At 58.9% G+C, this 17,670-nt stretch carries 21 protein-coding genes; 1 reads left to right on the forward strand and 20 read right to left on the reverse strand.

The features are described from left to right. The 18 genes from C1N58_RS15030 to C1N58_RS15115 form a co-directional block, all read right to left on the reverse strand. Entirely contained in the window at positions 1–1,230 is a 1,230-nt protein-coding gene (locus tag C1N58_RS15030; protein WP_262959815.1) for a beta-ketoacyl-ACP synthase, read from the reverse strand. Then, on the reverse strand, positions 1,227–1,958 hold the full coding sequence (locus C1N58_RS15035; RefSeq protein WP_058702122.1) for a 3-ketoacyl-ACP reductase FabG2: 732 nt from the start codon (positions 1,956–1,958) through the stop codon (positions 1,227–1,229). Before C1N58_RS15035 ends, C1N58_RS15030 begins: the two co-directional genes overlap by 4 nt. Further along, the gene (locus C1N58_RS15040) at positions 1,955–2,431 is read right to left on the reverse strand and encodes an ApeP family dehydratase (RefSeq protein WP_394564294.1); all 477 of its coding nucleotides are present in this window, start codon (positions 2,429–2,431) and stop codon (positions 1,955–1,957) included. Before C1N58_RS15040 ends, C1N58_RS15035 begins: the two co-directional genes overlap by 4 nt. After that, entirely contained in the window at positions 2,428–3,597 is a 1,170-nt protein-coding gene (locus C1N58_RS15045; protein ID WP_039338825.1) for a beta-ketoacyl-[acyl-carrier-protein] synthase family protein, read from the reverse strand. The genes C1N58_RS15040 and C1N58_RS15045 overlap by 4 nt, the downstream gene beginning before the upstream one ends. A gap of 1 nt (position 3,598) precedes the next feature. Beyond that, the gene (locus C1N58_RS15050; RefSeq protein WP_394550897.1) at positions 3,599–4,204 is read right to left on the reverse strand and encodes a DUF3261 domain-containing protein; all 606 of its coding nucleotides are present in this window, start codon (positions 4,202–4,204) and stop codon (positions 3,599–3,601) included. Between the two features lie 44 nt (positions 4,205–4,248). Next, positions 4,249–6,567 carry an MMPL family transporter gene (locus tag C1N58_RS15055; RefSeq protein ID WP_394564295.1) on the reverse strand — a complete coding sequence of 773 codons (2,319 nt, stop codon included), beginning with the start codon at positions 6,565–6,567 and terminating at the stop codon, positions 4,249–4,251. Then, positions 6,536–7,141, reverse strand: a complete 606-nt coding sequence (locus C1N58_RS15060) for a LolA family protein (protein ID WP_394549953.1) — start codon at positions 7,139–7,141, stop codon at positions 6,536–6,538. Before C1N58_RS15060 ends, C1N58_RS15055 begins: the two co-directional genes overlap by 32 nt. Continuing rightward, a complete protein-coding gene (locus C1N58_RS15065; RefSeq protein WP_039338828.1) occupies positions 7,138–7,560 on the reverse strand; it encodes an acyl-CoA thioesterase in 423 nt (140 codons plus the stop codon). The genes C1N58_RS15060 and C1N58_RS15065 overlap by 4 nt, the downstream gene beginning before the upstream one ends. Positions 7,561–7,563: 3 nt before the next feature. Further along, positions 7,564–9,255, reverse strand: coding sequence for a glycosyltransferase family 2 protein (locus tag C1N58_RS15070; RefSeq protein ID WP_394564296.1), 1,692 nt, complete (start codon positions 9,253–9,255; stop codon positions 7,564–7,566). Next, entirely contained in the window at positions 9,246–9,599 is a 354-nt protein-coding gene (locus C1N58_RS15075) for an ApeI family dehydratase (protein ID WP_394564297.1), read from the reverse strand. The genes C1N58_RS15070 and C1N58_RS15075 overlap by 10 nt, the downstream gene beginning before the upstream one ends. After that, on the reverse strand, positions 9,586–10,947 hold the full coding sequence (locus tag C1N58_RS15080) for an AMP-binding protein (RefSeq protein ID WP_394564298.1): 1,362 nt from the start codon (positions 10,945–10,947) through the stop codon (positions 9,586–9,588). Before C1N58_RS15080 ends, C1N58_RS15075 begins: the two co-directional genes overlap by 14 nt. Then, positions 10,947–11,525 (reverse strand): COG4648 family protein, encoded by a 579-nt coding sequence (locus C1N58_RS15085; protein ID WP_394564299.1) that lies wholly within the window; start codon positions 11,523–11,525, stop codon positions 10,947–10,949. The genes C1N58_RS15080 and C1N58_RS15085 overlap by 1 nt, the downstream gene beginning before the upstream one ends. 6 nt (positions 11,526–11,531) lie before the next feature. Next, entirely contained in the window at positions 11,532–11,783 is a 252-nt protein-coding gene (locus tag C1N58_RS15090) for an acyl carrier protein (RefSeq protein WP_039338833.1), read from the reverse strand. Between the two features lie 12 nt (positions 11,784–11,795). Then, a complete protein-coding gene (locus C1N58_RS15095; protein ID WP_039338834.1) occupies positions 11,796–12,053 on the reverse strand; it encodes a phosphopantetheine-binding protein in 258 nt (85 codons plus the stop codon). Next, entirely contained in the window at positions 12,034–12,867 is an 834-nt protein-coding gene (locus C1N58_RS15100; RefSeq protein ID WP_394564300.1) for a lysophospholipid acyltransferase family protein, read from the reverse strand. Before C1N58_RS15100 ends, C1N58_RS15095 begins: the two co-directional genes overlap by 20 nt. Further along, entirely contained in the window at positions 12,846–13,568 is a 723-nt protein-coding gene (locus tag C1N58_RS15105) for a beta-ketoacyl synthase chain length factor (RefSeq protein ID WP_058702133.1), read from the reverse strand. Before C1N58_RS15105 ends, C1N58_RS15100 begins: the two co-directional genes overlap by 22 nt. 40 nt (positions 13,569–13,608) lie before the next feature. Further along, positions 13,609–14,679, reverse strand: a complete 1,071-nt coding sequence (locus C1N58_RS15110) for a class I SAM-dependent methyltransferase (protein WP_394549957.1) — start codon at positions 14,677–14,679, stop codon at positions 13,609–13,611. A 66-nt stretch (positions 14,680–14,745) separates the two neighbouring features. Continuing rightward, positions 14,746–15,135 (reverse strand): lipoprotein, encoded by a 390-nt coding sequence (locus C1N58_RS15115; RefSeq protein WP_058702135.1) that lies wholly within the window; start codon positions 15,133–15,135, stop codon positions 14,746–14,748. A gap of 227 nt (positions 15,136–15,362) precedes the next feature. Here C1N58_RS15115 and C1N58_RS15120 point away from each other — a divergent pair, with 227 nt between their 5' ends. Beyond that, complete coding sequence (locus C1N58_RS15120; protein WP_394549958.1) at positions 15,363–15,782, forward strand: hypothetical protein; 420 nt, start codon at positions 15,363–15,365, stop codon at positions 15,780–15,782. Positions 15,783–15,854: 72 nt separating this feature from the next. Here C1N58_RS15120 and C1N58_RS15125 read toward each other — a convergent pair whose 3' ends face one another. Beyond that, on the reverse strand, positions 15,855–17,147 hold the full coding sequence (locus C1N58_RS15125) for an MFS transporter (protein WP_394549959.1): 1,293 nt from the start codon (positions 17,145–17,147) through the stop codon (positions 15,855–15,857). Further along, a complete protein-coding gene (locus C1N58_RS15130) occupies positions 17,144–17,635 on the reverse strand; it encodes a YhcH/YjgK/YiaL family protein (protein WP_394549960.1) in 492 nt (163 codons plus the stop codon). Before C1N58_RS15130 ends, C1N58_RS15125 begins: the two co-directional genes overlap by 4 nt. Positions 17,636–17,670 lie beyond the last annotated feature (35 nt).

Raw genomic sequence — 17,670 nt, forward strand, 5'->3', positions numbered from 1 at the left:
TCAGGCAACGCGCTTGATGATGAGGGACGTATTGATCCCACCAAATGCAAAGTTATTGCTCTGGAAAAACTCGCAGTCAATTTTGCGGGATTGTCCGATGATGTAATCCAGTTCGCCGCAGTTCGCGTCCGGTTTGGTCAGATTCAGCGTAGGCGCAAACCAGCCCTCGCGCATCATTTGCAGACTCATCCAGGCTTCCAGCGCGCCACAGGCACCCAGCGTGTGACCGAAATAGCTTTTCAGTGATGAGATCGGGACCTGATTGCCATAAATCGCGGCGGTGGCCTGACTTTCAGCCAGATCGCCGCGATCGGTGGCAGTGCCATGTGCGGAAATATAGCCGATGTCCTGCGGACTTAAGCCTGCCATAGCGAGCGCTTTTTCCATGCAGATTTGCATCGTCTCGCGCTGCGGCTGGGTTATATGGGCTGCATCACAGTTAGTGGTGAAGCTGACAATCTCGCCATAGATTGTCGCGCCGCGCGCTTTCGCATGTTCCAGCTCTTCCAGAATCAGCGTACCCGCACCCTCGCCAATCACCAGGCCGTCACGTTTTTCATCGAAAGGTGATGGCGTGGTGGTCGGCGCATCGTTGCGCTGACTGGTGGCAAAAAGCGTATCAAACACCGCCGCTTCCGAAGGGCACAGCTCTTCTGCGCCACCGGCCACCATCACCGTCTGGTAACCATGACGAATCGCTTCCCAGGCATAGCCGATGGCCTGGCTGCCGGAAGTACAGGCGCTGGATGTCGGGATAACGCGACCGCGCAAACCGAAAAACAGCCCGGTATTCACGGCGGTGGTATGCGGCATCATCTGGACGTAGGTGGTACCGGTAATGTTGTTGGTGTGCTTTTCCGTCAGCATGGTGGCGAATTCACTCACCGGGCCGGTGCTGCCGGTTGAGGAGCCATAAGCAATGCCGGTTTCACCGTTGGTCAGCACGGGATCGCCGATCAGGCCTGCATCTTCCAGCGCCAGCTCGCTGGCGCGGGTGGACATCAGAGACACGCGGCCCATGGAGCGGATGCGTTTGCGCGTGTAGTGCTCGGGCAACCGGAAGTCGTCGATGGGCGCGCCCAGCAACGTATGCAGCCCGTCATAGACCTGCCATTCCGGCATCCTGCGCACGGCGTTTTCGTATGCCAGCAGCCTGGCGGACACGTCCTGCCAGTTTTCACCAAAGGCGGTGACCCCGCCCATACCTGTAATCACGACACGCCGTGTCATAACATCCCTCCGTTGATGGAAATCACCTGCCGCGTTACATAGCCCGCAATATCGGACATCAGGTAGCGGGCAAGACCGGCCACTTCCTCCGCCTGCCCCATGCGTTTCATTGGGATCAGGGACATGGCTTCTTTCAGTGCGGTCTCTTCCATGTCGAGCATGCCGGTATCGATCAGCCCCGGCGCGATGCAGTTAACGGTGATTTTGCGTTTTGCCAGCTCAATCGCCAGGGCTTTGGTGGCCCCAATAATGCCCGCTTTCGCGGCGCTGTAGTTCACCTGACCGCGGTTGCCCATCAGCCCCGACACCGAGGAGAGCGTAATAATGCGTCCGCCCTGCCGGGCGCTGATCATCGGCATGATGCATGGCTGGATCACGTTGTAAAAACTGTCCAGGTTGGTGTGAATCACGCTGTCCCAGTCATCGTCGCTTAAGGCCGGGAAGGCGGCATCGCGGGCAATACCGGCATTGCTGACCACGCCATACCAGGCGCCATGTGCCTCAATATCCTGTTCCAGCACGTCGCGGCACTGTTGACGCTGCGCGACATCAAACTGCAGCAGACGGCCTGCGCCACCGGCCGCGAGAATGGCATCCAGTGTCTGCTGCGCGCCGCTGGCATCATGATGATAGTGGACGCCAATCACAAAGCCGTCCGCCGCCAGCTGGCAGGCGATGGCACGACCAATACCTTTGCTGGCACCGGTAACCAATACTGAACGACTCATGTGGACGCTCCTTGTTGAAATAAAGAATGAAGTTCGTCGGCGGTGGGTTGAAAGGTGTTCACGCGGCCCGTGGCCAGGACCACTTCATCCGCCGTTATCGTGCATTCGAAACTGCCAAAGCGCGCATCCTGCATTAACAGTCTGACCTGCACGTGCAGTGTTGCATCGGCGGGCAACCGGCCTGTAGCGCAGACTAACTCCCGTGCGCCCAGCACCATTCCCAGGGCGATGCTGCTCTGCCCCTGCTGATGGCGATGCCAGCCCGACCAGACGCCCACCGTCTGGGCCATTAACTCCAGCGCATACCAGCCGGGCAGATGACCGTACGCATCCAGAAACGGTGCCAGTACGCTCCGGGGCGACACCGTGACGCAACAGGTTGCGCTGTCAGCCGTCACGCTGCTGACCGTTTCAAGTAACAGCATCGGCGCATCGTGTGGCAAATACTCAGCGGGGGATAAGTAATGGCTCATGAAATCTTCCCAAGCAGGATACTGGCGTTGTTACCGCCGAAAGCAAACGAATTAGACAGGATTACCGGGCGTTCCAGCGGCTGAGGCCGGGAGAGAATGCCGCACAGTGGCAGATCAGGATCGCGCGGCGACTGGCTGAAATCCTGGGCCGGCAGCGGCAGATCGCGCTGCAGAATCAGCATGCTGAGCGCCGCTTCCGTAATGCCCGCCGCGCCTAACGTGTGCCCGGTCAGATGTTTGGTTGAACTGCACGGTACCGCCGTGCCGAACAAGGCATTCACAACGCCGGACTCAATCTGATCGTTAAGCGTCGTGGCAGTACCGTGCAGGTTGATATAGCCCACCTGCTCTGGCGTGAGACCGGCTTCGTTCAGCGCCTGCATGATGGCGCGAATAGCGCCTTCGCCCTGCGGATGCGGCGCAGAAATATGGTAGGCATCGCTGGATTCGCCCACGCCCAGCAGCGCAATCGGCTGAGGTTCACGGGTTAACAGCATCAGCGCCGCGCCTTCGCCAATCGTGATGCCACTGCGATCACGGCCAAAGGGCTGACACAGCGTAGGCGACAGCGATTCCAGGCTATGAAAGCCGTTAACCGGCATCCGGCTGAGCGTGTCCGCGCCGCCGACAATGGCCACATCGGCCAGCCCCGCGTCAATCAGGCGACGCCCGCTAATCATTGCCCGGGCGCTGGAGGAGCAGGCGGTCGAGAGCGTAAAGGCCGGACCATCCAGCGCCAGCCAGTGGCTGAGAAAGCGCGATGGATCGCCCAGTTCCTGCTGTGGATAGTGCCAGGCCGTGCTCGGCTGCTGGTTAAGCAGCCGGCTGACGTGCGTGTCCCCTTCATCCAGGCCGGAGGTGCTGGTACCCAGCACCACCGCCACCCGGTCGCGGCCATAGCGGGCTATCGCGTCATCCACCTGCGGCTGAATCTGCGCCAGTGCAGCCAGCAGCAGCTGATTATTGCGCGATCGGTGTGCGCTGAAGGCCGCCGGGATGGCGGGCAGTTCGCCCTCCACCCCCGCCAGCACTGCCTGCGGATGGTCATGCAGCCAGCCGGTACGCGCCCGCATACCGGGCGCCACGCCGCGTGTCAGGTTCGCCGCGATCGTGTCGTTATCGTTGCCCAGCGCGTTAATCATGCCGACGGCCGAAATGAAGATCATGTCAGTCATCCAGGTATTGAATGGTGATGTGGTAGTGAAAAACATGCTGCTGGATGCTGATCGGCTCGCGCCTGCCGTGCCGGTTCAGATAGGTAATCTCCGTCACCAACTTGCCGCTGGCATCGCGCAGTTCGCGCTTATCGCCCTTATCCACCAGCGTCCAGCTTTCAGGTAACTGCGTCAGCCAGGCGCTCACAGGCCAGTGGCTGAGCATGACGTCGGCCAGCACCTGACTGGCGGGCGGCAACTGCGGCACCACAATCGACTGCTCAGTGTGCACGCCCTGCTGGTCATAGGTCACCAGGAACAGGCGAATGCCGACTGATGACAGCCCCGCCAGCGTCAGCTTTTTATCATCTGCGTTGAGCATCACCAGCAGCGACTGGGTTTTACTGTTGAAACTGCCGGTGAGAAGCTGCTGCGAACTGACCGACGGCGAAATTCCCGGCGCAGGCAGCGTAACGCGCGCGCCCGGTGCCAGCCAGGCCTGCGGGCGCGATGCCTGCGGCTTGTGGACATGGCTGCAGCCGGCCAGAATCAGGGCGGCCGCCACTAACAGGCCGCTTCTGATCGCCCCGCGCGGCCGTGCTGGCCGCGTCGTGCGCATCAGACGCGACCCGCGTGTTTTCAGTAAACGCACAGTCAGGTTTCTCATCGTCTTTTCTTCTCTTTTTTTGTCGGCATCGCCAGGGGCGCAAGCAGCCAGGCGGTGAAAATCCCGCTGACCAGTACGATCCCGAAACTGCTGATGGCCTGGGTGGCGCTGAAAACCAGCATGCCAAGCGTCAGCAACGTCGTCATCATCGCCAGCGTGATGGCCAGCATAGAGGTCAGTGGCGTGCCGCGAGGATTACTGAAAAACAGCGTGTAATTGATGCCAATACCCAGCACCAGCACCAGTGCCAGCAGCGAAAACAGGTTCACCGCGTGGCCGCTCAACGCCAGTACGGCCAGGCCACAGCTCAACGATAATACGGACGGCACCAGGCTTATCGCCCCTTTGCGCCAGCCCAGGCGCGCGATGGCTCCGCAGGCGATGACCGCCAGCGCCACCAACAGCAATCCCGTCAGGATATGGCGGTACAGAGCAAACATCGCATCAAAGGTGCTTTTGCGGTCCACCCAGGCCACGCCGGGCGTCCCCTGGCTGAGCGCATTCAGCGCCGCGCTGTCTTTCACGCCGTCAACCGGCACCAGCACGCCGCTCTCGCCGTTCTGCAACGTCAGCCACAGCAACCGCCAGCCTTCGCTGGCCGGGCTGGCCAGCCAGTCCGCGACGGTCACCGGCATCGCATTCAGGTCCGGATTGACCGTGGTTATCCCGGCCGCCTTCAGCGCGCGGATTACCGTCGGCGCAGCCTCGGTTAACAGCACCCTGTCCTGTGTCTGACGGGCCAGAGAATTCAGCGGCACGGTGCGGTAACCCTTCAGCAGCCCCTGCGCTTTCGCCTTCTCCAGCACCGGCGTAAAGGCTTCCAGCCGCGTCAGCGTTTGCTGGGCGTTCTGGCCGTAAATCACAAACCATTTTTGATCCACGCTCTGGCCCGTCAGCGCGGTAATCGCTTTTTCCTGCGCCAGCACCGCAGCCGGTAATGCCTGCAACTGCGCAATATCATCATCTACGTGCAGCCGGGCAGCGCCCACCAGCGAAAAGAGTGCCAGCGCCAGCGGCAGGCCGAGCGACAGCTTTTTGTTGCGCCGCCAGGCCGCCAGCCAGCGCAGCATCAGCACCATGGCGGGCACCGGACGTACAGGCAGCCCGCGGCACAGCCACGGATGCCAGAACACTACCGTCAGGCAGGCGGCACTCAGGCCCACTGCGGCAAAAATCGCCATCTGGCGTATGCCCGGGAACGGCGCGAGCATCATAATCAGATAGGCGGCTACTGTCGTCAGCAGAGCCAGCAACAGTGCGTTACGTACTTTCGCCAGGCTCTGCCAGGGCGAGGCATCGGCTCCGTGCACCATGCGCTCGGTGAGATAATAGAGCGTGTAATCGGCAGAGATACCAATAATGCTCATGCTCATCACCAGCGTCATCAGATGCAGTTCGCCAAACACCAGCAGCGTGACAACGGTGCCTGCCAGCGCGCCCACACCAATCGAGAGCAGGCACAACAGAATCGGCCGTAGCGAGCGAAACACAGCCAGGATGAGCAGCAGCACGCCAAGCACGGTAGCCAGCCCCAGCGTCGAGACATCGTGCTTCGCCTGCTGACTGGCATAATCGCTGTAAAACACCGTGCCGCGCGATAACAGTTGAGCCTGTGGATGCCTGGCCTTGAGCGTTTTTTCCAGCGCGCCGAGCGTACGCACCAGCTGATGCGTGCGCTGCATATCAAATGATGAGCCAGCCAGCTCACCGTGCAGCAAATACCAGTAATTACCCTGGCTGTCCTGCGTCACCAGCCAGCCATCCATCAGGCGCAGCCGTTGGCCATTTTTCGCCATCGCCAGCTGCGATCCGCGCATCAGCATCAGCGGATCGTTTTGTAACTCTTTGCCGCTGACGCCGGAAAAAGCAGAGTAAAGCTGAGAGAGGATCCACTGCGCCTGTGCCTCGCCGCCGTTTTGCAGCCGCTGACGGGTTTCGCTGTCGATCATGCCGTTACGGTGCTGCCAGAAAAACGATCCCCAGGCCTGCTGACTGTCGGCATCCATCGGACCTTTCACCCCGGCCAGCATGCCGGATTGCTGCAACAGCGTCAGCCAGTCACGGGCAACCTGGGGATCGGCCTGCTTACCGGGGCTGACCAGCCAGACCAGTTGCCTGTCGAGACGCTGCATAAAGCCGTCGTTTAACGCAGGCGGAATCGTGCCCAGCGCCTGCTTTGGCAGCATCGCCAGCACGCTGCTGTTCAGTTGCGCTTTGGGCAGTAGCGTCAGGAGCAGCGTCACCATCACCAGACAGACGAAGCCCCACAACAGCGCGGGCCGTTTACTGGGCGGCAAAGCGTTGGCGTTCATCATCGGTCAGTTGTGCGGGTGTCAGTTGGTGGTGCGAAAGCGTGATGTCGGTGCGATCACCCTGCTTATCATTCAGTTGGATCTGCTCCAGAAAAGTTTTTCCGTCCAGATCGATGCGGGTGAAAATCTTGTCCAGCGGCGTCGTGATCGGCGTCAGGCGCAGCGTCCAGCGGCCCTCGCCTTTGTCGGCAAACGCGACGCGGAAGTTCTGCTCCAGCACCTTACGATCCGCCTGGAACAGCGCGCGCAGCAGGTGATTAAACTGGAACATCTGCGGATTGTTCTCGGCGGTGATAGTCTGCGGCGGCTGACCATTAATCACCTGCACCATGCGTTTATCATCCAGCAACAGTTGCATCGGGAACGGGCGGGTTTGATCCCACAGCAAGCCCTTGTCGCGGGCGATCAACATCGTCCCCTCGGATCGCAGCGGCTGCGGCATATCTTTGATCGTGCGCACCTGATCAAAGTGGGCGCGGATCACCGGCTGCGCAGTAAAGCGCTGCTGCAGATCGTCAAGCGTCAGGGCGCTGACAAAAGGACTGATCAACAGCGCCAGTAACAACAGCCCTCTCATGGCGTGACTCCCATACGTTCAAACAGAATAGCCGGGCAGACAAAGCACATCTCACGGCTTTGCTCATGTACCGCGACCTGAATGGTGTAGCCCGTCGTGGTGCGTTTGCCGCTGTCGGCATCGAAAATTTCATAACCAATGCGCAGACGGTTTTCGAATTCCTCTATGCGCGCCCGCACGCGAATACGCTGTTCAAAGGTGACGGCATGGCGGTATTTCACTCGCGTATCCACCACCGGCCAGACGTAGCCGGACGCTTTCATCTGGCGATAGCCATAGTCAAACTGATTTAGCAGCGCCTCACGGGCAATCTCGAAATAGCGAAAATAGTTGCCATGCCAGACCACGCCCATCACATCGACATCATGAAAGGGAATGGTCAGCTCGACATCGACAGTAAAACGGGGATCGTTAAGCACCCTTCACTCCTTGTCTTTGCTATCCGGCAGTTGCCAGAAATCGAAAAAGTTAAACCAGTCGAGCGGCGACTGGAGTGCGTAATGCTCAAGACGTTCAGCATAGCGATCGATAGTCTGCTGCAGCGCATTTTGCCGGTCGTCGCGCGGCAGCAACAGCGGATCGGCGAACGGCTCGCAGTGAATATGCAGTTTGCCCTGCTGACGCAGCGCGAAAATCAGATCGACCGGACAGCGCAGAATCGACGCCAGAATAAATGGCCCCTGCGGGAACGGTGCGGGTTGGCCCATAAACCGGCTCCAGCAAATGCGCCATTCCCCGCCGCGCTGCGGGTTGACCGCAATGCGGTCGCCCACAATCGCGATCCACTCGCCGCGATCCAGCTTTTCTTTCAGCAACATCGCGGTATCCGGGCCGATATCGGTCACCGGCATCAGGTTCAGGCCTGCCTGCGGGGCCATCTCTTCCATGATTTGCTTAAAACGCTTTGCGTTGTCGCTGAACACCAGCGCATTAATGACTTTACTGCTGTTCAGTTGCGCCAGCGCCCGACAGGCTTCCACATCGCCCAGATGCGAGGCCAGCAGAAGTTTGCCCTGCGGATTACGCAGATCGAGCAACGCTTCAGCGCCGGGGGCAAAGGTAATATCGCGCCCAACGTGCAGCTCGCCGCGCCAGCTGGCAATCTTATCCAGCATCACCTGACCAAAACGCAGGAAGTGTTGGTAGCTGGTCAGGTTGGCGGGCACCGGTTTCTGCCGCACACGCAGTTGCTCACGCACACGCGCGAGCCAGTGCTGTGAGGCGTGACGCGCGGTGGTGGCTGTCAGCCAGTACACACCGACGACCGGATACAGCAACAGCGTAAACGCCCTGCGGCCCAGTACGCGCCAGACCAGCAGCATCAGTCGCATCCCCCACAGCCCTTTGACCTCTTTCTGCCGCGCCCAGTGCTGCGGAGAACGGCGGCCCAACAGGGAAGGAATCCGCGGCAACATGCCGAAAAACAGTCGCGTGTGCATCAGGGAAATGCGCACGTTATCTTTGAAGGCATCAAAATGCGACAGGCCGTCCTGAGGATAAGTCACGCGGGTGGGCACAAAGTAGCTGGGATGGCCCTGCCAGTAGAGCCGCACCATCACTTCGGTATCGAAATCCATGCGCCTGCCGAGGGTGGCATGCTGTGCCAACTGTAAGGTGGGTGCGATGGGATACACGCGAAAGCCGCACATGCTGTCTTTTAACTGCAGGGACAGCGTTTCGATCCATACCCAGACGTGGGTAATCCAGCGACCATACAGGCGCGAGCGCGGAATTGACGCATCATAGACGGGCTGCCCGGAAATCAGCGCCTCGGGATGCTGTTGCGCCAGCGCCAGCAGCGCAGGAATATCCTCAATCGCATGCTGCCCGTCCGCATCCACCTGCACCGCATGGGTAAAACCGGCCTGCGCCGCGATCTGCATCCCGTGCATAACCGCTGCCCCTTTACCGGCGTTTTCCGCCAGGCGCACCAGCGTCAGCATGCTGTTTTCAGCCGCCAGCCGATCCAGCACCGTCTGGGTTGCGGCATCGCTGCCGTCGTCGACCAGGATGCACGGCAGGCCGAACGGTGCCAGGCGCGTCAGCACCGTGGCGATCATCGCACCGTGGTTATAGCAGGGAATCAGGATGCAGGGGGAAAAGGTCAGCGACATAACCGGATCTTACCGCTGCTGGCGGTATGGCGCGCGTCACCGGCGTGACGCTGATAGCTGAAACTCAGCATCTGGCGCGCGTCCTGCCAGCTAAGCGCGAGCGTCACGGTGCTGTCCGGCAGCAGCGGCGACTGAAACTTCACGTTCTGAATGCTGTGAAAACGCCAGCCGGGCACCAGCAGCGTGGTGGCGTAATGCATGACCCAGTCCATCTGTGCCACGCCGGGCAACAGCGGCTTCACGGCAAAATGTCCTTTAAACCAGAACAGTGACGGATCAAGGTGTAACACAATCTCAGCCTGATCGGGCTGCGACTGATGGCGCTCAATTTCATGGGGTTTCACGAAACCACTCCTGTAGCTGCGCATAAACACGCTTGTTCATACTGTTAACCGGGATCGCGTCAATGACGCGCCAGTAACGCGGCACGGCAACCGGCTCCAGCCAGGGCTGCAGCGCCCGCCGCCAGGCCAGTTCCTGCTGCTTCGACGGCTCACGCTGCCAGTGCTGGCGCGCCGCTGCATCCAGTACCAGCAGCGCCCCAATGGCCTGCCGTCCATGCCGTAACACCGGCACCGCCGCCGCCTCGCGGACTCCCGGCAGACTCAGCAGGCGCTGTTCGACCTCACTGAGTGAAATGCGCTTCTCTTCAATTTTCACGACCCGGCCACGACGGCCCGTCAGGCTGAACTGACCGTCTTCCTCGAAACGCAGAATATCGTCGAGCGTTATGCCCTCTTCTTCTGTAATCAGCGGCGAAAACACACGTAATGTCTCGTCCTGCTGATGAAAGCGCACGCCACGAAAGGGTTGCCAGCGCACCGCCTCCTGCTGGCGGTAACGCCAGGCCAGAATGCCGGTTTCGGTACTGCCATAGATCTCGTCGGGCCAGATCTGTAGCCACTCGGCGGCCTGCACGACATCCTGCCAGGGTAACATGCCGCCCGCGGACAGCACCATCGCCACCGGTGGCGGCGTCAACTGAGGATCCAGCCGTTTCAGGAAGGCCGGGCTGCTGATAAAAGCATAGCGATAATCATGACTCAGCGCGCTTAGCTGCTCGGCGTACCAGAGCATTGCCGCATGCAGCGGCAGCCCGAGCGCCATCGGCAGCATGATACGAAATGACAGGCCGTACTGATGCTGCGGGACAACAGAAGCCACGATCCGGCAGCCGGCCAGGCGTTCACCAAACTGCGCCGCCAGCAAGGCCGCTTCGTCATCAAGGCGTTTCACCGCCTTACGCACCCGTTTGGGCTGTCCGGTGGAGCCGGAGGTAAACAGTTCAATGGCGGCATCGTCGCGGATTGGCGGCAACGTCTCTGTCGCTGCGGTGGCGGTCATGGACGCGCTGATCACCAGCAACGGTCCCTGCCAGCCCAACGTTTTTTCACTCAGTACGCCATCAAACAATGCGCGCTGCTCATCGAGTAACGCCATGCGGCAGTGGCCGGGTATGACCGGCGTTTTGCCTGCGTGCAGGGTCGCCAGCAGGGCAACAATAAACAGATAGCTGTCCTCAAAGCACAGTGCCCAGCGGTCACCTTCCTGCTGCTGCAGTAAATGAACCAGGCGGGCAACGTCCTGCCGCAGATGGCCGAGCGTCCAGGTACGATCGTCCAGCCAGGCGACGGGCAGATCAGACGGGCGCGGAGCGCTGAGCCACTGAGACAGGGGAAGAGTCTGCGTCATTATCGTTCTCGTTTCATCAACTTACGGCGTACCAGCCACTCGCCCGCCATCAGCGTGCCCATCAGCAGATAGGCGATCATACCGTTCCAGGCCGTCCATAACCGCATATCCCCGTGCAGCGCCGTCCACAGCGCAATGCTGCCGTTGAGGATAAAAAAGAGGCACCAGATTTGCGTCACGCGCCGGGTATAACGCACGCCCTTTTCAGGCAGATTCGGCTCCGTTACCCTGGCGAGTCGCTCGACCAGCGGCATGGCTGACCAGAGCGATCCGCCAAACACCGCCAGCATGACGCCGTTCACCACCACCGGGTAGAAAAGCAGGAGCTGATGCGTTTTCAGCAGAGCGCTGGCCGCACACAGGGCAATGCCTGCCACCGCGACAGTCTGGGTGATCGCACGCATCGGCCCGGCGCGACGGCGGCTCTGATACAGCCGTGAAAGCAGCAGCAGCGCCATCAGGGGCAACAGCCAGTGCAGGCTGTGATGCGCCAGCCCTACGCTGATCAAAAAAGGCCACGCCACCAGCAGTAAGCCTGTCAGCAACGTGAGAACGGGCAGCGTGCGTTCGCTGGCCATCGCGACTCAGGCTTCTTTTAGCAGGCGTTCTACCGCGTCAACCACATCCTGCACGGTACGCACGGCTTTAAACTCTTCCGGTTTGATTTTCTTACCGGTTTTCTTTTGCAGATGGACGATCATGTCGACCGCGTCGATGCTGTCCAGTTCCAGATCTTCGTACAGCCGCGCCTGGGGCGTAATCGCCTCCGGATCCGTTTCAAACAGCTTCACCAACAGGGCGGAAACTTCTTCATAAATAGCGTTTTGTTCTGTCATTCTGGCGGCTCCTCAGGCACGTTGCGCGTCGATGAACGCTGCCAGCGTGGCAACGGAGAAAAAGTGCTGACGCATCTCTTCACTTTCAGCCGACAGCACCACGCCGTACGCATTTTTTACCGCCAGGCCCAGTTCGAGTGCATCGATGGAATCCAGGCCTAAGCCATCACCAAAGAGCGGTGCCTCTGCATCGATATCGTCGGCAGTCAGCTCGTCGAGATTCAGCGTGTTGATAATGAGATTTTTGATTTCAAGGTAAAGCGCTTGCATCATTCATTCCTGAAAAGGGTGGAGAACCTGGTTGTAATTGAAGCAAAAGATGCCGGTTCAACTGCCTTGCCGCCAGTGCCGGTTCTTGTGAGTTTGCTGTGTAAAATGAGTCGATTGCTATCTGCTCCCGCACCTCAACGCTAAACAGCGGTTTGGCGGGCGGCACGTTATACCATTTGCTCTGCTTATCCAGCAGATGCTCGCTGCAGTGAATGATCACCACACGTAAATCGCTGCCGCAGCGCACGGCAATATTGGCCGCGCCTCGCTGTAACGTCATCGGTTTATCCGGGCTGGTCCGCGTACCTTCGGGGAAGATCAAAATCGTGTCGCCCTGCGCCAGGCGCTGCCGACAGGCAGGCAACAGGGCATCCGCCTGACTGTTGATCAAATAATCCGCCGCCCGAATCACGCCGCCCACAAACGGGTTTTTCAGCAGCGCGCTCTTGACCAGGCAGTCGGTTTCCGGCATGACCGAGGCCAGCAGCACGTAGTCGATCAGCGTCGGATGGTTCGCCACCACCAGGCAGCCGCGATCCTGGCGCAGATGCTCAAGCCCGCGCATGCGGTAATCCAGTACGCCGACGCCTTTTGCCACCCATAAAAAGAAACGAAAGCTGGCGGCAATGCTGCATCGGGCGATACGGCGGCGACGGCCTTTGTCCCATACCACCAGCAGCAGCAGGTTAAACCACACCACAGAAAGCAGCAGTCCACCCAGTCCGAACAGAGCAAAACAGAAGCCGGTCATCACCAGCCGCCATGCCCGGTTTACCACCGCGAAAAGCCTGCTCATGCCCGTCTCCACTGCCACTGCATGCGCTCGCCCGCTAAGGCAAAGGTGGCGTCATCGTTCAGGTAATGTTGTAAAAACTGCAGACTCTGCGGCAAGGCGCTGTCCTGCCCTGTCTGCTGTGGCCGCGTTTCGCACTGCAGGGCCTGGCCGGCTTCAATCACCAGCGCCACGGCAAAGGGCCATGTCGCCATGGGGTTCGGCAGTTGCGGAAGATAAAATTCAGGCATGGTGCCGTCGAAATCCACCATCAGCACGCGCTGATAGCCTGCCTGCAGCAGACAGATCACCTCACACAGCCCCTGCTGAAACGTGTCTTTTCCCGCAGAGAGCGAAGAGGAAACAACAGGTTTCCGGGCGGCAATGGTCAGGCTGCCCACGGCGGAGTTATGAACGGACAGGGCAAAATCGGTGGGCGACAGCGCCTGTCCTGTCGCCAGGGCCTGCAAAATTCGGAAGTTGCGTTCCAGCTCACCGTGACGGCTGGTATACAGCACGGCATCAATCTCATGCTGTCGCAGCATGGCTAATCCACATTCCACAGCCAGCTTGCTGCCCGAACTGAGGCGACGCGCGGTCATCATCGGCAGTTCTCTCAGCTTCGCCTGCGGCGCGGCCGGATCGATGGCGAGCGACAGCCGTGCCCAGTCGAGCCACTGTGGTGTTTCGCTTAATCCTGGGGCCCTGGCCTGCCAGTCAATAATGTTTAATGCAAATTTCATCAACGCGCGTCCGCGATATTCAGGTGATACTCAGGGCGCTTTACGCCGCTTTGTTATTTTTTTGACACTGCAACAACGTATGCCCAACGCCCAGGTTGTCATGACGTTCATCCACCTGGAACCCTGCCTTCTCCAGGCAGTCATAAAACGTTTCTACGCTGTAGAACCGGCTGTTGCCGTTTGCCGTACAGGTGAAATAAAGCGAAGACGCATTGAGACTAAATGAGGCCGCTTCAAACTTCTGTGCATCCCAAAACAGTTCCATGATGAACAGCGTTGCGCCGGGTTTCATGACGCGGGCAACCTTGCTCAGTACGGCGACGATCTGCGCCGGTGAAAAACAGTCCAGAAACTGACTCATCCACCAGATATCCGCCTCTGCCGGTAACGACGCGTCGGCAAGCATATCTGCTTCATGGAAAGCGATGCGATGAGAAAAGCCTGCATTTTCGATATTTTCACGGGCCAGCGCAATTTGTTGTGGCAAATCAATCAGGGTGACCGCGACGTCACGGTTGTATTCACAGCACCGTATTGCCCATTTACCCGTATTGCCGCCCACATCGTTGATGGCGGCAGGACGGCTGGCGAACACATACGGGAGTGCGGCGTGAAACGCGCTGTCCGAGTAATAGTGGTCGAAGGCAAACCAACTGTTCCGCGCGGCCTCAGGAAGCTGTGACAACCCCGGATAAATCGTTGGCCAGTCGCCAAACACCTGTAACCCCGCAGGTTTGCCGGTTTCCAGCGACGCCTGAAGATGGAACAGCCCCTGATAACAAACGTCCTGGGTGAAATCCATATTCACGCGCGTCATCGCGTCATGCAGCAGATAATGCCCCACTTTCGCCAGAACATAGCGTCCGTCCTGCTGGGTGACGATGCGCCCACTCAACCCCATATCCAGCATCACGCCCACGGCATAGACATTGATGCTGCTGTTTTCCGCAATGGCGTCCAGCGTAGCACCGGTTTTCCCCTGTTTATCCAGATACGCAAGTACACCGGTATTACGCAGACACAGCGCCGCCTGAAAAAGCATGGGCGCAAACGCAATGCGTTGCGCTTCCGTAATGGCATCCAGGGCACTGAGCGTATCCGTTTCGTACATAAGCGGGAAAACCTGCTGAGTCAAAATAGGTTTATCGGGCCATGACGGGCCCGACTTTAAAAATAATTACGGTTTTGCGCCTGCCGACAGCGTGGCCTTGATGTCGTTATCCAGGGTTTGTACCCAGCGGTTATAGGTTTTATGGATCTCGCCGCCTGATGCCATCAGGTTATTGCTGCGCGCATAGGTAATGTCATAACCACCCGCCGAGTAGTTAATGCGCACTTCGGCTCTGTGATCACGGCTCTGGTGACTCGCGTTGATGACGTCCGGACCGGCCTGCGTCATGGTCCACTGGCGCAGTGCGCCCGCTTTCAAAATCGCGGTTTTAACCTGTTCCTGCGTGTAGCCTGCCGCCAGCGTGGTGTGAATCTGGGCAATTGGTGCCGTACGGGCACAGCCTGATAACGCACTCACAACCGCTATCGCGGCGAACCACTTCATATACTTTTTCATTCAACATACCTGTCTGTGTGAAGTTAATAAGAACAAAATCATTAGCGTGAAAATAATTATCATTATTACCATGCAGGACTTATTTGCGTTAAATTAAACGCAACCAGTGTTGGCTGATGGCCCGATAAACGGCCGCAATGGTCTTATATTTACTCTTTCACTTCAACAAAATTAATTAAAGAAGCGAATAGGCGGATTGGGGTTCTGCTGTAATTACGTGCGGCGGGATGTTTTCTGCCAGCCGCGCCTCACCGCGTGATTATGACAATGTCCCGAGACAGGAGACGAGCCTGTTTGCCTGCGCCCGGAGAGTGACAGCGCACTGCGCCAACTCAGCCGTACTCGTTTCCCCCGTAGGTACTGCCGGTATCCACGCGCTGAGGCTGTCGGGCGATCTTGCGTCTTTCTCACTTAATCCGGAAGCCGGTTTACTGCGCGCAGGCAACGTTATCGGGTGGACAATTCATCCGACAGAAAATAGCACTGGGGAATATTGTGTCTTTATCAGGGCGTTATTGCCCGTCATTGCTAAAAAGCGCGGAAATAGCCCAACGGCTTTTTCATTTAATAAGGATCAGCCAGATGCGAAATACCCCGGCGACCTCTCCGCCGGTTATTTCCGCCTGCGTCCTCATCACGCTGCCTGATCAATGGCAAGACCTGACGGTCTGTGACCGTCAGTTGTGACAGGTGAATCATCCTGGCCTGAGCCTGATGGTTTACGTCGCCTGAAGAGGTTTACGAACACATAACCCGTAGCTCAGCGCGCCCAGCATTAACAACGCCGCCCCCAGCAAAAACACATTGGTGAATTTCCCCGTGCTGTCCAGAATGATGCCCGTCACGATGGGCGCCATTGCCGCGCCGAGGAATCCGCCAAAATTCTGGATAGCGCCTAAGGAGGCGACCTGCGATCTCGGAGCAATATCACTGGCCAGTGTCCAGAGTGCGCCCTGCGGCATCTGCGAGAAGAAATAGCCCAGCGCCAACAAGCCAATCGCCAGCGGCGTACTGTTCACAAACGGGATGGGGGCTACGAAGCAGGCGGCCAGTGCCGCGCCGGAGACGATGGGCACTTTGCGCGCGGTGATGGCCTTAACGCCCCGCCGCACCAGATTGTCCGAGAGCATTCCGCCCACCAGCACGCCCAGTATACCGGCCAGAAAAGGAATTGAGGCAATCCAGCCCGTGGCTTTCAGGCTAAAGCCCAGCGATTTTTCCAGATAGCCCGGTAGCCAGGTGAGATACACCCAGATCGTGAACATAATCGAGAAATTCCCAATGACCATGAACCAGGTGGTGCTGTGACGGAACAGCGCGCCCCAGCGAGCCGGTGTTTTCGCCTCGGGGGAGGCGCGGTGGGGCTGGCCACCATGAAGCAGAGCCTCTTCCCGGGCATCGGGATCGCGGTAAAACCGCCACCAGGCCAGAAGTAACGGCAAGCCCATTACGCCAATCGCGATAAACATGCCGCGCCAGCCCAGCGTCAGCAACAGCACCGTGAGAATCGGCGGCGCTATCGCATTGGCGATTTGGGAGCCCGTGTTGATGATGGCCGTGGGTAAGCCGCGTTCACTGTCGCCAAACCAGCGATGGGTGATTTTGATGCCAGAGGTGAAAAAAGGCGATTCTGACACGCCCAGCAGCATACGCAGACCATAGAAATAGCTGTAACTGTTGGCAAATGCCGTCAGCACGGTAAAGCCAGACCACAGCCCCAGTGCCCAGGAGAACATCCGTTTCGGCCCCAGCTTATCCACCAGCCAGCCCGCAGGCAGGTTCGCCAGCGCATACGGCCACAGAAACGCCGACAGCAGCAGTCCCATCTCCGTTTGTGAAAAGCCAAACTCTGCGGCGATTGTCGTGTTGGCAATGCTCAGATTGGCGCGGTCGAGATAGTTCACTATCGCCGCCAGCAGCAGCAACGTGACAATGCCCCAGCGGAGCCGGCTTTTCAGCGTCACGTTTCCATGACTGACCGTCGACTGCGCCATTGTTTCAGCCAGCTTCATGGCGCCTCCTGCACAGCAAACAGATCAAGATGGATTTTAATGACCGCTTTACGGATGGCCTGCGCGCGCGGCGCGGCGCAACCGGGCCGGTGCAGATCGTGTGGGAAAAACAGCGCAAACTGGCCGGGGGTCAGCGTAATGCGGCTTTCATCCGTGATGCCCTGATAAAACACCACGTCGTGTTCCTCGCGTCGGTCTTCCGCTATCACCAGGTCTGGATGGGCACGTGCGACGCCAATGGTTTCGCACCCGGCAAGCAGGTACTGAATATCGACATAGCGAAAATGGGATTCTGCGCGACGGACGCTGGCAGGTTCTGTCTCCATCTCCTGAAGCAGGCAGAACATCTGGTCGTCAGGCAGTATGGCGTATTTCCCGGTTGCCATCTGGCTGAGATCGTTGTCGGTAATCCAGCGAATCGCCTGGTCAACGATGGGATGAAACGCATGGCGCTCGCGCGCCCAGTCGTGAAGATCACATACAATCATGTTCTTTCCCCGTGTGATTAATCGGCGTTGAAACA

The organism is Pantoea sp. SGAir0180, from assembly GCF_043546245.1.

Coding starts and splice junctions, on each gene's coding strand:
- C1N58_RS15070 (WP_394564296.1), bottom strand. CDS start 9,255: ATGTCGCTGACCTTTTCCCCCTGCATCCTGATTCCCTGCTATAACCAC.
- C1N58_RS15090 (WP_039338833.1), bottom strand. CDS start 11,783: ATGACAGAACAAAACGCTATTTATGAAGAAGTTTCCGCCCTGTTGGTG.
- C1N58_RS15120 (WP_394549958.1), top strand. CDS start 15,363: ATGTTTTCTGCCAGCCGCGCCTCACCGCGTGATTATGACAATGTCCCG.
- C1N58_RS15080 (WP_394564298.1), bottom strand. CDS start 10,947: ATGACGCAGACTCTTCCCCTGTCTCAGTGGCTCAGCGCTCCGCGCCCG.
- C1N58_RS15095 (WP_039338834.1), bottom strand. CDS start 12,053: ATGCAAGCGCTTTACCTTGAAATCAAAAATCTCATTATCAACACGCTG.
- C1N58_RS15115 (WP_058702135.1), bottom strand. CDS start 15,135: ATGAAAAAGTATATGAAGTGGTTCGCCGCGATAGCGGTTGTGAGTGCG.
- C1N58_RS15125 (WP_394549959.1), bottom strand. CDS start 17,147: ATGAAGCTGGCTGAAACAATGGCGCAGTCGACGGTCAGTCATGGAAAC.
- C1N58_RS15030 (WP_262959815.1), bottom strand. CDS start 1,230: ATGACACGGCGTGTCGTGATTACAGGTATGGGCGGGGTCACCGCCTTT.
- C1N58_RS15040 (WP_394564294.1), bottom strand. CDS start 2,431: ATGAGCCATTACTTATCCCCCGCTGAGTATTTGCCACACGATGCGCCG.
- C1N58_RS15045 (WP_039338825.1), bottom strand. CDS start 3,597: ATGATCTTCATTTCGGCCGTCGGCATGATTAACGCGCTGGGCAACGAT.
- C1N58_RS15055 (WP_394564295.1), bottom strand. CDS start 6,567: ATGATGAACGCCAACGCTTTGCCGCCCAGTAAACGGCCCGCGCTGTTG.
- C1N58_RS15110 (WP_394549957.1), bottom strand. CDS start 14,679: ATGTACGAAACGGATACGCTCAGTGCCCTGGATGCCATTACGGAAGCG.
- C1N58_RS15050 (WP_394550897.1), bottom strand. CDS start 4,204: ATGCGCACGACGCGGCCAGCACGGCCGCGCGGGGCGATCAGAAGCGGC.
- C1N58_RS15105 (WP_058702133.1), bottom strand. CDS start 13,568: ATGAAATTTGCATTAAACATTATTGACTGGCAGGCCAGGGCCCCAGGA.
- C1N58_RS15060 (WP_394549953.1), bottom strand. CDS start 7,141: ATGAGAGGGCTGTTGTTACTGGCGCTGTTGATCAGTCCTTTTGTCAGC.
- C1N58_RS15035 (WP_058702122.1), bottom strand. CDS start 1,958: ATGAGTCGTTCAGTATTGGTTACCGGTGCCAGCAAAGGTATTGGTCGT.
- C1N58_RS15130 (WP_394549960.1), bottom strand. CDS start 17,635: ATGATTGTATGTGATCTTCACGACTGGGCGCGCGAGCGCCATGCGTTT.
- C1N58_RS15085 (WP_394564299.1), bottom strand. CDS start 11,525: ATGGCCAGCGAACGCACGCTGCCCGTTCTCACGTTGCTGACAGGCTTA.